Below are 14,035 nucleotides of genomic sequence, written 5' to 3'. Positions count from 1 at the left end.
CACCGGCCGAAGGTGGAAGCGTTTGGACGATCGGCCAACGATCGCCGACGCCGAACTCAGGAGATCACGTTGTGTCGATCGGTCAGTAGACGTCCCGTAGGTAGCGCTTGTCGCGCTTGAGCTTTGATATATAGTCCTCGGCTCGATCCGAAGAGCAACTGCCGTGTTCGGCGACGATGTCGTGCAGCGCCCCATCGACGTCTTTGGCCATTCGTGTCGCATCGCCGCACACGTACAGATGCGCTCCCTCCTCGAGCCAGCTGTAGAGCTCTTTGCCGCTTTCGCGCATCCGATGCTGGATGTAGATCTTGTCCGGCTGATCACGAGAAAACGCCAGATCGAGCCGATTCAGAACACCGTCGCGCAACAACTCGCTCAACTCGTCCTCGTAGGTGAAGTCGCTACTTCGATGTTGGTCTCCGAAGAACAGCCAGTTCCGTCCCGATGCTTTGCGCGCCCGACGCTCGTGCAGAAACGCGCGGAACGGGGCGATACCTGTGCCGGGGCCGATCATCACGACCGGCACATCGTCGTCGGAGGGCAGTCGGAACGACTTGTTGGGGGAGAGGAAGACACCGGCACTCTCGCCTTCGCCTACCCGATCTGCAAGGTACGTCGAACAGACACCGCCGTGGTTACGTTCCGAAGACCGATAACGCACGCTCGCAACGGTGACGTGCACTGTGCCCTCGTGTGCCAGCGGCGACGAGGCGATCGAATAGACGCGGTGCTGCAAGGGCCGCAACAAATTGAGGAGCACCGACGGCTCCATGCCGAGTTTCGGATCGATCGAGAGAACATCGAGGACGTCCTTGCCCCAGATCCACGCGTCGAGAGAGTCGCGATCGCCGGTGGAGAGGACATGCCCCAGCTCGTCGTCGCCGGTCCGCTCGGCCACGGCCTCGATGAGATCCATCGACGGCACGCCGATTTCGAACGAGTACGTGAGTAGCTCGTCGAGGCGTTGTTCGGCTCCCTCGAGCGTGACGGTGGTGTCCGGGGAAACACCGAGTCGACCGATCAGCGCATCGACAACCTCGGGATCGTTGATCGGGCGGACGCCGAGCCCGTCTCCTGGCTCGTACACGAGACCGCTGTCGCCCAGAGCGAAGGCGTAATGACGGACTTCCTTCGACGAACCCGGGCCGGAGAGAACACGGTTGGTCAGCACGGTGGCCTGATACGGGTTCTTGCGATTCCACGGAGTGCGCTTCGGTGGGGGTTTGATTGCGGCAGGTTTCGTCTTGGTCGACAGCGGTGCCGCATCCGGCTCCTGGCGTTCGACGCGCCAGTCCACACCGTCGGTCGTGCCCGAATCCGTGAATCCTTCTAGCGGTGCGTCGATGTCGCGACCCTCCTCCCGCTCCGTCGTAGCTGGTGTCCCCGATTCCATGACAGCGAAGTATAGGTCGCCCAGTCGGGATTTCTGTTCCGCTGCGGGGGATTGTCGCAGAGTCGAGCATCATCCGGCATCCCCGCTCAGAGGTGTTCGCCGGAGAACTTCGATGCCGTTCGCCTCGTACTGAACCTCATATCCCGAGGACAAGGCCACGTAGAGCGCTTTCGAGTCGCCCTCTTCGTCCGTCGGCCAGCCTGCTGGATCGGATCGGTTGACGACGATCCAATCCGGTGTCGTGGTGTCGGTCGGACGGTGGGGGAAGACCGAAACGTCATGGGTTGCGACGAACTGAGGAACCAGATTGTTCGCGGCGGCGATCCGCTCGTCGCGGGGGATCGAATCCGAGATCACGCGCGCCGCCGTCGTTTGTGGGTCCACACGCCAACCGTCCGCACCGGCCAGTCGAGCCAGCGGCAGGAACGGCAAGGCAACCACAGCGAAAACAGCAACCGCGGCAGCTATCGTCCGGACGCCCCGCTCGGTGAGTTGTCCATGACGTCGACTACGCACCACCGCGTCGATGAGAGCAGCGAAGACGACCACCATCAAGATGGCGTTGTAATGGAAGATCGGCTTCCAGAAGTTGGAATTGTCGCTCAGGAACCGCCAGGCCACGGTCGGGAGAGCGACCAGCAGCAGGGGGGATCGGATTGCGGCGAACCCTGACACTGCGAGCAGGAGGAATGCAGTTGCGGCCCGTGAATCTCCTTCGACGAAGCCGTGGGCGGTGTCGGCAATGCCTGCCCCGAGCGGCGGCATCTTCGACCCCTGGCCGTAGGAGTCGTCCGCACTCATCAGCGGAATGATCACCTCGACCGCCAGCACCACCCATCCGAGACCCCACAGTGCAGTCAGAAATCCGTAAAGCCGGGTCCTCCCCGAAGTCCACAGTGCGACGAGAAGTCCGATGGCGGCAACGGTCAAGCCCATGTCTTCCTTGACGAAAACAAGAGGCAACGCCCAGGCCAGCGCGGATATCCAGCGCCGTGTACCAAGAGAAACCAGCGACATCGCCAGCAACGGCATCGCGAAAGCAATCTCGTGAAAATCGAAATTCAGCGCCGCCTGCACGCCCTAGGACAACCCGTACGCCGACGCTACGACGACGCCGATGAGCGCACCGAATTCTCGAACCGCCCAGCGAGCCAGCGGAATGACAGCGGCCGCAAACAGCACGGCCTGGGCCACGAGCAGCGTCTCAGCCGAAGGGAAAAGTCGGTAAAAAGGCGCGAGAAGCGCAGTTATCGGAGAGAAGTGATCCCCGAGGGTGTTGTAACCGGTTCCAAGTAGATCCGACGTCGGTGCACGCAGATTCGCATACGACGAAATCTGCTGAACGAATATTCCCAGGTCGAATCCGGACGTGCGGAGTTGGCGATGCCCCAATACCGAAAGCGTCGCATACAGAGGTGCCAGGACGAGGAACGCCGCGACCGGCACGACACGATCTGCGCCCAACCGGCCGCGCCCGATCGCCGGTACCTCGGCAACTACTGCCATAGGAGTGGGAGAAAAATCGGTGGCTGTCACAGGAAGAGAGGTCTACCCGACCCACCTAGGACAAACCTGAGAAGCCCAGGTGAAACAATCCGGCTGCTGAGGCAGCGTGGTAGTAGTGCACCCACATGTTCCCCCTTCGGTGGAACATGTGTCAGTATCATCGCTGAACGAATCCGGTCGGTGGGGCCGGCAAACCGGGATGACGACAGTTCGACGAGTTCGCAGGGGGCGGGGGAACCGAACACATGGATCTGTTTCAGATAGCCGTGATCGCATTCTTGGCAATCGGGTCGTGCGCCGTGCTCGCCGGAATCGGTGCCACCGTGGTCAGCAGCGAACGCCGCTCCCCGAGCCGTCGAAAGAAGACCAGAATTGCGCCAGGCTGGTACCCCGACGCGCAGGACGAGACGCTCCTTCGATACTTCGACGGACGCGAACCCACCAGACAGACCTCCCGACGCGAACAGTCCTGACACCTCGAACCTGCTCACTCCGCAGGCTTCGCTCCCGCCCAACCCTGCTCACTCCGCAGGCTCCGCTCCCGCCCAACCCTGCTCACTCCGCAGGCTCCGCTCCCGCCCAACCCTGCTCACTCCGCAGGCTCCGCTCCCGCCCTCCCGCGTCGGCGGCGCCTGGAGCGACGGGACGGTGGCTGAGACGAAAGATGGTAATACAGTGCATCTTCGGAATCCTCGACGACGACCTGAACGACATCCCCGACTTCGAGGTAGTCGTCGACATCGATACGGTCCGTGGCTCCGATGACGGCCTTCACCGACCTGGCGGGTATGAGCCCGCGCCGACCGTCGGGGCCCACGGCCAACGCGTAGCGCGGACCGGTCCTGGTCACGCGCGCGCTGATGATCGCGGAATCCTTCGGCACCGGAGTCGGTTCGGCGGCAACATCTTTGGCAGCGGTGGTCTGTGAATCGAGTTGTGCCGCGAGATCGTCTGCCATGAGGTCGACCTGCAACAGCAGATCGGCCATATGTCGAGCTTGATTCTCATGAGTCTTCGACGGCTTGAGTGCCTCACCGGGCTTGTACATGTCCTCGTGGGTCAGCTCACCCCAGGCGTCTTGCAGCCGGGTTTTCACCTGAACCTCCACCTTGACATCCATGTCGCCCTGGTGCGTTGCGACCCGAACGAGAAGCACCGCGTGGTACGCCCGATAGCCACTCGGTTTGGGAAATGCCACGTAATTCATCGGGTCCTTTGCGAAGCGCACCGAGCACTCGGGATCCCGACAAGCCAACTCCAATGCCTCGACGAACGCGTGCAGATCGCGGGGGCTCTTGCACAGGACTTTGATTCCGATGAGGTCACCGAGGGCGTCGACGACCTCATCCACCGTGCTGGGCTCGGTGATCCGGCCTTCGGCGATCTTGCGACGCAGCTTGTCCGCGGCCCGGGCGGGGTCCTTGATTCGCGCAGACTGGGCATTGAGGCGATCGCGATCGACATTGTCGAGAATCTCGTCGGCAATTGTTTCGAGAAAGTTCTGCGTGGTGACCAGCGCAGCTTGCCAAGCGCGGCCACGCTGCAGATACACCTCCTCGACGAGGTCATCGATGTTCGTCGATGTTGTCATGGGGGCTGCTTTCGATCGATGAACTTCGGCCTTGGTGCACCGAAGGCTAGCGCAGGGATGAGCGGCCACCGACCTCTGCCGCGGTACGTCGCGCATCGGGTGTGAAAAGTACCGCGCATCTGTCGGGGGAGGGCACTATTGTCGAAGAAATGACGACCACGGTCGCAGAGGGCGACGAATTCGTTACGCAGTTCGACCCGTACCGGCGTGAGCTACTGGCTCATTGCTACCGCATGACGGGGTCCATTCACGACGCCGAGGATCTCGTTCAGGAGACGTACATCCGAGCCTGGAAAGGTTACGGAAAGTTCGAGGGCAGATCGTCCATGCGGACTTGGCTGTATCGAATTGCCACCAATACCTGCTTGACGGCATTGGAAGGACGCTCGAGGCGTCCCCTGCCCACCGGTCTCGGGGCACCCAGCTCGGATCCGACGGACGATCTGATCGAGCGTCACGAAATCTCCTGGCTGGAGCCGATCGCAGATTCGGAGTTGAGCGATTCGGGCGATCCAGCGAGCATTGTTGTCGGACGAGAATCCATCCGCCTGGCATTCATCGCTGCCCTGCAACACCTTTCGCCGCGACAGCGTGCGGCACTGCTGATGCGGGAGGTCTTGCAATGGAAAGCCTCGGAGGTAGCCGAGGCTCTGGCAACGACTACGACAGCAGTCAACAGCCTCGTGCAGCGCGCACGAGCGCAACTGGACTCGATCACCCCCTCCGCGGACGGAGTCGTCGAGCCCTCGTCGGCGGAGATCCAGGAACTGTTGGAAAAGTATGTCGACAGTTTCGAGCGTTACGACATCGGTCAGCTCGTCGAGCTGTTCACCACGGACGCGGTGTGGGAAATGCCGCCGTTCGTCGGGTGGTACCAGGGCGGGGAAAATATCGGAGCGCTCATTCGAGGCAATTGCCCTGCCAGTGGGCCCGGGGACATGCGCATGCTGCCCACCGCTGCCAACGGCCGGCCGGCGTACGGGCTGTACATGCGAGACGAGTTGGGTCGACATGTCGCTTTTCAGTTACACGTTCTCGATTTCCGAGCCAATCGCGTCGTACATGTGGCGTCCTTCTTCGATCTGACACTTTTCGAGAGATTCGGTCTGCCCGCACACCTGTGACCGGTTGCGAGCGTCGGCGAACAGCATCCGCTCGGCGCTGATCCGCAGGGCCGTGAAGCGACCGGCTTGTCTCCGGTGCGCAGCTCTGTAGCAAGATGGGTCCGCGGGAACGAGCTGATAGCGCGTTCCCGCTGTTTCGTCGAAGAGGAGAATTCATGGATTTGGGACTGTCCGGTAAGTCGTTCATCGTCACTGGTGGAACCGAAGGACTCGGTCTGGCCAGTGCTCGCGAGTTGCTACGCGAAGGCGCGAAGGTGACTGTGTCGTCTCGCTCTCAGGAGAAAGTCGACGACGCGGTAACAGAGCTCGGCGCTCATCGCCCGAACGCTGTGAACGGAATGGTCGCCGACAATGGCCACCCGAGCAGCGCAGAACTTGTCGTCGAGGCTGCCCTCGCGCACTGGGGCAAAATCGACGGTCTCGTTGTCAGCGTTGGCGGACCACCGCGCGGCACGGCATTGGAAGCCACGGACGAGCAATGGGAAGACGCGTTTCGCTCGATCTTTCTCGGAACAGTACGGCTGGTCAGAGCAGCAGCAGCATCGATGACGGAAGGCGGCGCAATTGTCCTGGTGCTGTCGAGCTCGGTGAAGTCGCCGTTGACAGGTCTCGGAATCTCGAACGGCCTTCGACCAGGGCTGGCAATGGTCGCCAAGGATATGGCAGACGAGCTGGGTGTACGAGGAATTCGCATCGTCAGCGTCTTGCCAGGTCGGTTCGATACAACTCGCGGCGGAGCCATCGGCGACGACGACTTGGCTCGCATACCTCTCGGGCGGATCGGTGATCCTGACGAGTTCGGAAGAGTGGTCGCGTTTCTGTCCTCGCCCGCCGCGTCGTACATCACGGGTTCGACGGTCACTGTCGACGGTGGGGCGTTGCGAGCACTGTGAGTACTGGAGCATTGTGAGCGCTGGTCCCTCTGACCATCTCTGGCCGACCGAACGCAAATGACCCCGCACCAAGCCTGTCGGCTTTGTGCGGGGCCACTGAAAGCGAAGGGCCGGGGGACGTAGCTACTTAGCGTGTGCTCGATGCAATGCGTGCAAGCATCCGAGAGAACACCGAGCCGTCCGACCCGAGGGCATCGAAAATAGTCGATTCAGCTGGAACTGCTGCTTCGCCCTTGGCAGCGGCGAGCGTGCGCGCCAATTCGGTGCGGCGTTCGATCGCGCCGAGAATATCGGCGTCGAGCATGACTAGCTGCTCATCGAGCTGGTCGATCTTGACTTCGTCTGTCTGTGCTCCGTTGGCGCTGATGGCGAGCGAATCGATCTGCAATGTCACATCGTCTCCTTTTGTTCGCGTCCTGAGGAGTGAGTCGTTCGGATCCTCGGAACTGTTACACGTTAGTTCTAAGTGTCAACGATGTTTCGTACCCTGCACCAACATGCCTAGTAATCAGGCGGGGGCCAAGGCTTTCGGGCTGTGATGCTGGCAACAATCGCGGTCCACACCGTCTGACTCGACACCTGGGTGCAGTATCGACCCTCCAGCGCGGCGTCAGTAGCCGACTCTGGCGTAGAGCGTTCGACGTCATATCAACTATTCGTAGCGGGACGTCGCTGGTACTGCTCGTGCAAGAAGAATCCTCGATTCGGGTGACACCGACGATCGGCACAGTAATCGTCCGTTCGGATTTCGGGATTGTCGGTTCGGGTTTCGGGGTAGTCGTTCGATAACGACAACCGCAAGGAGTTCATCGTGCGCTACGACTACCTCATCGTCGGTGGCGGCATGGTCGCCGACGCCGCAGCCCGCGGCATCCGCGAGAAGGACACCTCAGGGACAATCGGTATTCTGGGGGCCGACAGCGACGAGCCGTACACCCGACCGGCCCTTTCGAAAAAGTTGTGGACGGACAAGGACTTCGGTCGCGATCAGGTTCCGCTGAATACTGCGTCCGACACCGGTGCCGAAGTGCTCACCAACACGCGAGTCCGGTCGGTCGATCGTCAAAACAAAACCGTGACGACCGAATCCGAAGACGCATTCGAGTACGGAGAGTTGCTGGTGGCGACCGGAGCATCGCCGGTCCAACTCGACATCGCTCCCAGTCCGCGAGTCATCTATTTTCGTACGTTCGCCGACTATCGCGCGCTGCGGGACCTGACCAAGACGGCTTCTCACATTGCCGTCGTCGGAGGTGGATACATCGGTACCGAAATTGCGTCGGCTCTGGCACTCAACGGCGTCGACGTCACGCTGATCACCAGCGACGACGTCGTCGGTGGTCACATGTTCCCGGCCACTCTCGCGGCGGCATTCGAGGCAGGGTTCAGTGAGCATGGCGTCACGATCCGGCGGGCGGTCAAGGTGACGACCGCTGCCGAGGCCTCGGCTCGAGTGCAACTGCAACTCGACGACGGTTCGAGCGTCGAAGCAGATGGAGTCGTCTTCGGGCTCGGCGTTCGCCCCAACGTCGAGCTTGCCGAAGCCAGTGGATTGGCCGTCGACAACGGCATCGTCGTCGACGAGTACCTTCGTACCGACGATCGGCATATCTATGCGGCAGGCGACGTCGCCAACTATCCCGACGCGATACTGGGCCGTCGACGCATCGAACACGTGGACAACGCAATCGAGATGGGTAAGGCAGTCGGCCGCATCATGGCAGGCGGTACCGAGCCGTACACCTACACGCCGTACTTCTATTCGGACGTCTTCGACGACGGCTACCAGGCCGTGGGAACCATCGATACATCTCTGCGTGCGGTGGAGGAATGGAAGGTCGAGCCCAAAGAAGGCGTCATCTACTACCTCGAAGGCGACAAGGTGCGAGGTGTACTCATGTGGAACGTGTGGGAAGGCCTCGATGAAGCCAAGGCACTTCTCGGTAAGGAGAAGGCCGGCCGCCCCTGACTCGTCCTGATGCCCGCGAGGTCGGTTCTGGACCGCCCGCGCGCCAACGTGGTGAGAATTCTGGAACAGTGGGTTCTGGTCGTACGCCCACGAGGAGCTGACATGTTCGAGCACACAGAAATCGGTACCAGCCGAGAACGCGTCGAAGAGCAGGTTCGCAGTTGGTGTGAGCGTGCGCGAGTGGACGGCAGATGGCCGATGCTGTCCGACGCGTCCTCGGTGGCGATCGCTGCAGGCCGGTTGGATGCCCCCACCCGGGAAATACTCGCCGCGCGTCGTAGAGCAGGAAGGTCGGTGCCCACGATCGGAGGCTTTGCTGCTGCGAGAACCCTCGCCGAGGAGCGGGCACGATGGTTGGCCAAGGATACGAAGAACAAGCCGGGATCCGCGCTGGTCTATCGGATGCGAGCCGCTGAGCTGACCAAGCGCCTCGATCACCTTCGAACGATCGTGGTGATGTCGACCGACCACTACGCACACGGTGTCCGCGCCGTTCGACGTGAGCGTCGCGACGGAATCCATTTGGATCTCGACCAGCGCGACGCACTCTTCGATGCGCTGTTGCACACCCCCGTCCCGAAGCAACACATCGGTGGTCTCGCCGTTAGAACAGGGCTGTCGGTACTCGACGTTGCCGCTGATCGGGTGGCCGAGGTATCGAAGAACACTCGGTTCGAAGATGTGGGGGACCGCGCATCAGCAGTGATGGCTCAGGTCGCAGATCAAAAAGACGATGTGTTCGCCGACCGATACGAGACTCTGCTTTTCATCGCCGGCACGTCGTACAATCGCGTGAATTCCTCACCGGCGTGGAGATCCGAGCACTTTCTCGTCCAGCGCACGCAACTCGACCTTGCCGAGGAACTCACTCAGGTCGCCGTCGACACCAACTCCCTGCACGACATCAGCACCGAACTCGACGGCATCGCCGAGGTGATGCTCGACGACGCCACTCGAGTCCAGGTCGCCACCCGCCGTGCTGCGCTCGAGTCGGTATGGACCCAACTGATCGACAGGGTTGCCGCGTTGGTCAGGGTCGCGGACCTGGTTACACGAGCCGAGGGCGACCATTCTGCGATGGACGTCGTGCAGAAAGCACACCGCCTCGACAACAGAATCGACGCTCTCGTATCCCGAGCAGGAAATCGCGAACTGTCCGCCGACAACACACATTTCGTCGGCGACCAGATCACATAGTGGCCGAGGTTCCGCGAGAAAGCTCCCCTTGCGCGGGGGTCGCACACGCGCCGAGAACGTCGGTCATGGCTATGTCTTAGAAGAAGGTGTGGACGAGATCCACAACGAGGGGATTGTCGGAGTCGGCGTCGTCGATCACAGGGATGAGTCGCCATTTGTCGAATGCAGTGCACGGATGCGAAAGACCAAGGCGTACGACAGTTCCGACCGGCAGAGGGGAAGAATTTTCGGGCATACGCAGGAACGCGTGCTGATCATTGAGTGCGGTGACCTCGGCGTGCTCGACGTTCTGGGGTACCGGGAGTCCTTCGTCGAACGGCATATCGCGCTTCCCAGCGTCCAGCAATGTCAACCCAGGCTCTGGCGTGGACACAACGCGTGCCCAGCCGTGCATCGCCGATCTCAACGGGTTGTCGGAGCGAACCGCATTCATCGGCGAAATCTGTGAATAGAAACCGTCGTCGTGGATGATGTAAGCGCCCGAGCGCAGTACCACCGACGTGGTGACGCCGTGCTCACCCCTCTCGTCCGCTATGGCGGACAATCGCTCGATCACCAGGTCCTGATAGGCGCTGCCACCGGCCGTCACGATGGCATGAGTGTCGTAGAGATCGGCATCGAGTAGTTCCCGGTGCAGGGCGCCGACGGTGTCCAAGTACGTGCGGACAGCAGCCAGACCGGCCGCTGAGCGGTCATGGCTCAGTGCTCCCTCGTACCCGCCGACCCCGGCGAGTGCCAGTGATGGTGATGCGACGACAGCGTCAGCGACTGCGCGTGCAGTTTCTGTCGTTCGTGCGCCGGTTCGTCCATGTTCTCCGCCGAGTTCGACAATCACGTTGACCCGACGAGCGGCAACCGAAGAATCGAGCACAGTATTCATTGCTGCCACTGTCTCGAGACCATCTGCCCAGCAATAGAATTCGAATTCCGGATGAGATTCCAGTTCGGATGCAAGCCAGGTCAGTCCTATCGGATCGACGAGGGCATTGGCGAGGAGTATTCGCTCGACGCCGAACGCTCGTGCGAGCTGCACCTGCCAGATCGTGGCCAAAGTTATTGCCCAGGCGCCTGATTCGAGCTGGAGACGCCACAGTTCCGGGGCCATCGTCGTCTTGCCGTGCGGCGCGATCCGCACTCCGGCGTGCTGTGCCCACTGGGCCATGACTGCAATGTTGTGCTGCATGCGCCCGCGATCCACCGTGAGCAATGGCGTTTGGAAGTCCGCCAGTCTTGGATCGGTGCCGATGTACTGCTCGACGGACTGTCCCCACGCACTCGGAGGGAAGGACTTGTGTTCGGGGCCGAGCGTCTTCGCTCGGAGGGCGTTCACAGCATTCGAGTCGATCAAGACGAAACCTCCAGGGCGCTGGCTCATGCGTACTTGGCGCTCGATTGCGACGATCCGTACCCTGCCGAGCTCGATTGGTTGCCGAACAGTGCTAAACGGAGGGCAGCGACCAACATGAGTCTTTCGTGAACTGCATCGGAGTGCTCATCCGCGACGGTACCGGGTCTGCGGTCGTTGCAGTAGAGATGGCAGCTCCCGATCGGTCATCGATCGGGACCGGCGGCTTCAGGCGTTGTCGTAGAACCCGACAGTGCGGAGCGCCGACCGCAGCGCCTCGATCACACGGTCCCAAGGAACTGCCTCCTCTGCGCATTCCGATGCAGCGGCGGACTCGCCGCGAAGACGGGCCTCACGCGCACATTCCTTCCAGGACTGTGACTGCTCGACGCAGAACCTCTCGTAGCGAGAGATTTTCATCTGGTCCCGCCCGCACACCGACACGACATCTCCGGCGTCGATAGTCCCGCTCAACTCCGCGTCGAGTTCGAGCAACGTCATCAACTGCGGGGGTACCTCGTCCTCGGTTGCGTCGTCCGGGGCATCCCCGGGACCAGTAGCAAGTGGCAATGTCGAGAGCCGACCACCGAGATCGGTTGCGAAATCATCATCGACTCGGGTGACGAAATCTGCGAGACGGATGATGGCATCCATCAAGTGCTGGGGTACGAATGGCCGTGCGTCGATGCTCGAGGTGAAATGAACGCGGTCGTCGATGAGGAGAAACGTCAGCCGCGGATGGCGACGATTGAGATCCGCCACCACTTCGGCAGCGCGTGTTCGACCGCCGATTCTTTCAACGATCGGAGCATCGACGCGTACCTCGTCGAGAGCAGCGACATAGACGTGAGCAGTTACCTTGCCCAACGGCACGGTGCAGCTTCCGTCCGCCGCCAAGCGTATTTCCGGCCCGGGGAGCGCCTGCAATGCCCTTCGGACTGCTCTCGAGAGCGCTTCCTCGTCAGCATGGATCGAGGAGGTCATCGGCTCGAAGACCTCTCCGGCGTCGCCGAGCAGTTCTACTCCGAAGACGCCCTCGACGGTGCTCCCGTCCTGCGAACCCACGAGGAAGCTTGGGTGTGGAATGTTCCACGTGCGACGAAGCTGTGTGACAACCGTCGATGCGAACCGATCTGCACACAAGACTGGCTCTTCCAACACATGAATGTCGGAAACACCGGATTGGCGCCAAGGCGAAGGTGGATTCGACAGTCCCGACGACACGCACACGAGGGTTCTGCGCGTGGTCTTCCGCAGGCGCATCTCGACCTTGTCGGCACCCTCGGGCAGGAATGCCGGCGACAGCGACCAATCTGCGGTGCACTCACCGGATGCGAGCCGATCGCCCAGTTGCGAAGCGAACCGTCGCCAGTCCTTCTCCGTCGAGCTATCCAGTTCTCGAACCTCGAACGTCGACATTGTTTCTCCCCGTCATCAACCGCGAACTTCTCGAACGGGGAGAAACCTAGCGGGGGATACCGACAAAAATCGTTCGCATCAGTTCTTCCCACGGATGACCAGCGCCGGGATCATGAGTTCAGCCGATGTCAACGACCCATGGTGTCCGCGGAGAGCCGATGCCGACACTTCCGTGCGACTCCGAATCACGACGGACCGATCGATCGCCAGGACCAGTAGGTCGCCAATTCGTCCGTAGGCGTCCGTCGAGACAGTCGGGCCGAACCATCCGAGATCGACGGCGTCGTCCCTTGCTATGACGCGAAAGCCGGCGCCGAGGTGCTCCCGCCACGTCGCAGCTACATCGTCACCGGCTCCCTCGCGGGTATACAGGTAGCGCATCCGTGGCTCACCACCCACAAGGCGAATTCCCCGCTGCAGTTCCACGGAGGTGTCGTAGTCGATTCGGTCCTCGACTTCGACCATCCCGTGATCTGCGACTACTACCAGTGCGCCGTCATCTGGAAGGCGCTCAGCGATCGCCTGCGCGAGATCATCGACGTGACCGAGCTCCAGTCGCCACGCGAGCGACTGCGGACCACGAACATGGCCGACCAGGTCGAGATCTCCGTAATAGGCGTAGACCAATGTCGGCCCAGCTGAATCGAAGATGTCACCGACCTGCGCTCCGAGATCTCCGATGGACACCGACGGGTGAAACGACGGCCCCCGTAGCGCAGCGCGGGTAAGTCCCGAACCGTTCTGCATCGATGGTCCGATATGCGCCACCCTCACACCGGCATCGAGTCCACGCTCGAAGGCCGTCGGGGTGGGCTGAAAGCTCTCGGGAACGAGGTCGACCGGAAGCCCTTCGGACTTCCTGGCACCGACGAGCTTCCATTGCAGGCTGTTCATCAATCGCTTGTGGCCGGGAGCTTCGACGAGATACCCCATGATCCCGTGCGAGCCAGGCGGTAACCCGGTGCCGAAAGAACTCAGACTGGTTGCCGTCGTAGTGGGGAAGCCTGCGGTGATCGGTGGTGACGAATGAGAGTTGAGGAACGGCGCTTGCTTCGGGTGGGCCCAGAGTTGGTCCGAACCCAGGCCGTCGACAACGAGCACACACACTCGGCGAACGCCGTCCAAGTCCAGACCGATTCGATCCACCTCACCGGCGACACCGAGATGAGCGAGTATCGAGGGCACCACATCGGCCAACGATGCGGACCCGTAGCGCGGATTTAGGAGCATGCATCCACCGTATGCGGTCCGATCGGACGGCGTGGAGTCTGCATTTAACCAGCGCGAGCCGCTGACCAGGCGATTTGCACAACCGTTCTTGTTGGCGTAACTTTTGTCGAGTCAGAGCGACACGGACACCGACCCGGACCGAGAGGTGCGGGACACGAGGTTGGACGAAGTTCGAGCTGACACTCCCGAACAAGGCAAGAGAAATCAGCCATGTTCGGGGTATGAGCGTGTAAGCCCCGGATCGAACGCGAATGCGAACGAAATGGTGTGTGCGTGTTCTTTGAGAACTCAACAGTGTGTCGATGAATGTCAGTGCCGAATTTTATATTTGGTGAAAGCATCCGATGTCGATGATCATCCGCTTGTGG

At 61.4% G+C, this 14,035-nt stretch carries 11 protein-coding genes and 1 pseudogene; 5 read left to right on the top strand and 7 right to left on the bottom strand.

Annotated features, from left to right (window positions below):
• Nucleotides 1–82 precede the first annotated feature (82 nt).
• Together ABIB36_RS15480 and ABIB36_RS15475 are read right to left on the bottom strand one after the other, a co-directional pair.
• Nucleotides 83–1,393: a sulfite reductase subunit alpha gene (locus ABIB36_RS15480; protein WP_502944920.1), complete on the bottom strand. Its 1,311-nt coding sequence runs from the start codon at nucleotides 1,391–1,393 to the stop codon at nucleotides 83–85.
• A 69-nt stretch (nucleotides 1,394–1,462) separates the two neighbouring features.
• Nucleotides 1,463–2,899 (bottom strand): annotated as a pseudogene (locus tag ABIB36_RS15475) (DUF2079 domain-containing protein).
• A 245-nt stretch (nucleotides 2,900–3,144) separates the two neighbouring features.
• Here ABIB36_RS15475 and ABIB36_RS15470 point away from each other — a divergent pair.
• Nucleotides 3,145–3,372: a DUF2510 domain-containing protein gene (locus ABIB36_RS15470; RefSeq protein WP_136171655.1), complete on the top strand. Its 228-nt coding sequence runs from the start codon at nucleotides 3,145–3,147 to the stop codon at nucleotides 3,370–3,372.
• 116 nt (nucleotides 3,373–3,488) lie between these two features.
• Here ABIB36_RS15470 and ABIB36_RS15465 read toward each other — a convergent pair whose 3' ends face one another.
• On the bottom strand, nucleotides 3,489–4,490 hold the full coding sequence (locus tag ABIB36_RS15465) for a GTP pyrophosphokinase (RefSeq protein ID WP_354561195.1): 1,002 nt from the start codon (nucleotides 4,488–4,490) through the stop codon (nucleotides 3,489–3,491).
• Between the two features lie 149 nt (nucleotides 4,491–4,639).
• Between ABIB36_RS15465 and ABIB36_RS15460 the strand changes: the two genes are divergently transcribed.
• The gene (locus tag ABIB36_RS15460) at nucleotides 4,640–5,614 is read left to right on the top strand and encodes a sigma-70 family RNA polymerase sigma factor (RefSeq protein WP_354561197.1); all 975 of its coding nucleotides are present in this window, start codon (nucleotides 4,640–4,642) and stop codon (nucleotides 5,612–5,614) included.
• 155 nt (nucleotides 5,615–5,769) lie between these two features.
• On the top strand, nucleotides 5,770–6,507 hold the full coding sequence (locus tag ABIB36_RS15455) for an SDR family oxidoreductase (RefSeq protein WP_354561199.1): 738 nt from the start codon (nucleotides 5,770–5,772) through the stop codon (nucleotides 6,505–6,507).
• A 127-nt stretch (nucleotides 6,508–6,634) separates the two neighbouring features.
• Here ABIB36_RS15455 and ABIB36_RS15450 read toward each other — a convergent pair whose 3' ends face one another.
• On the bottom strand, nucleotides 6,635–6,901 hold the full coding sequence (locus ABIB36_RS15450; RefSeq protein WP_354561201.1) for a hypothetical protein: 267 nt from the start codon (nucleotides 6,899–6,901) through the stop codon (nucleotides 6,635–6,637).
• A gap of 417 nt (nucleotides 6,902–7,318) precedes the next feature.
• On the opposite strand from ABIB36_RS15450, the gene ABIB36_RS15445 reads away from it, so the two are divergent.
• Nucleotides 7,319–8,476: an NAD(P)/FAD-dependent oxidoreductase gene (locus tag ABIB36_RS15445; RefSeq protein ID WP_354561203.1), complete on the top strand. Its 1,158-nt coding sequence runs from the start codon at nucleotides 7,319–7,321 to the stop codon at nucleotides 8,474–8,476.
• A 102-nt stretch (nucleotides 8,477–8,578) separates the two neighbouring features.
• Nucleotides 8,579–9,673: a hypothetical protein gene (locus ABIB36_RS15440; RefSeq protein WP_354561205.1), complete on the top strand. Its 1,095-nt coding sequence runs from the start codon at nucleotides 8,579–8,581 to the stop codon at nucleotides 9,671–9,673.
• A 76-nt stretch (nucleotides 9,674–9,749) separates the two neighbouring features.
• On the opposite strand, the gene ABIB36_RS15435 is transcribed toward ABIB36_RS15440, so the two are convergent.
• The 3 genes from ABIB36_RS15435 to ABIB36_RS15425 form a co-directional block, all read right to left on the bottom strand.
• Complete coding sequence (locus ABIB36_RS15435) at nucleotides 9,750–11,048, bottom strand: alanine racemase (protein ID WP_354561207.1); 1,299 nt, start codon at nucleotides 11,046–11,048, stop codon at nucleotides 9,750–9,752.
• A gap of 198 nt (nucleotides 11,049–11,246) precedes the next feature.
• Nucleotides 11,247–12,437 carry a T3SS (YopN, CesT) and YbjN peptide-binding chaperone 1 gene (locus tag ABIB36_RS15430; protein WP_354561209.1) on the bottom strand — a complete coding sequence of 397 codons (1,191 nt, stop codon included), beginning with the start codon at nucleotides 12,435–12,437 and terminating at the stop codon, nucleotides 11,247–11,249.
• Nucleotides 12,438–12,515: 78 nt separating this feature from the next.
• The gene (locus ABIB36_RS15425) at nucleotides 12,516–13,667 is read right to left on the bottom strand and encodes an alkaline phosphatase family protein (RefSeq protein WP_354561211.1); all 1,152 of its coding nucleotides are present in this window, start codon (nucleotides 13,665–13,667) and stop codon (nucleotides 12,516–12,518) included.
• Nucleotides 13,668–14,035 lie beyond the last annotated feature (368 nt).

Origin of the sequence: Rhodococcus sp. UYP9, assembly GCF_040547235.1 — a bacterium.
GTDB lineage: Bacteria > Actinomycetota > Actinomycetes > Mycobacteriales > Mycobacteriaceae > Rhodococcoides.
The sequence above is the reverse complement of the archived record's forward strand: the minus strand, read 5'-3'. Positions and strand labels throughout refer to the sequence as shown.

What these genes read in the sequence shown, in the direction of transcription:
- ABIB36_RS15460 (WP_354561197.1), top strand. Translation starts at nt 4,640, where the DNA reads ATGACGACCACGGTCGCAGAGGGCGACGAATTCGTTACGCAGTTCGAC.
- ABIB36_RS15480 (WP_502944920.1), bottom strand. Translation starts at nt 1,393, where the DNA reads ATGGAATCGGGGACACCAGCTACGACGGAGCGGGAGGAGGGTCGCGAC.
- ABIB36_RS15455 (WP_354561199.1), top strand. Translation starts at nt 5,770, where the DNA reads ATGGATTTGGGACTGTCCGGTAAGTCGTTCATCGTCACTGGTGGAACC.
- ABIB36_RS15430 (WP_354561209.1), bottom strand. Translation starts at nt 12,437, where the DNA reads ATGTCGACGTTCGAGGTTCGAGAACTGGATAGCTCGACGGAGAAGGAC.
- ABIB36_RS15470 (WP_136171655.1), top strand. Translation starts at nt 3,145, where the DNA reads ATGGATCTGTTTCAGATAGCCGTGATCGCATTCTTGGCAATCGGGTCG.
- ABIB36_RS15435 (WP_354561207.1), bottom strand. Translation starts at nt 11,048, where the DNA reads ATGAGCCAGCGCCCTGGAGGTTTCGTCTTGATCGACTCGAATGCTGTG.
- ABIB36_RS15440 (WP_354561205.1), top strand. Translation starts at nt 8,579, where the DNA reads ATGTTCGAGCACACAGAAATCGGTACCAGCCGAGAACGCGTCGAAGAG.
- ABIB36_RS15425 (WP_354561211.1), bottom strand. Translation starts at nt 13,667, where the DNA reads ATGCTCCTAAATCCGCGCTACGGGTCCGCATCGTTGGCCGATGTGGTG.
- ABIB36_RS15465 (WP_354561195.1), bottom strand. Translation starts at nt 4,490, where the DNA reads ATGACAACATCGACGAACATCGATGACCTCGTCGAGGAGGTGTATCTG.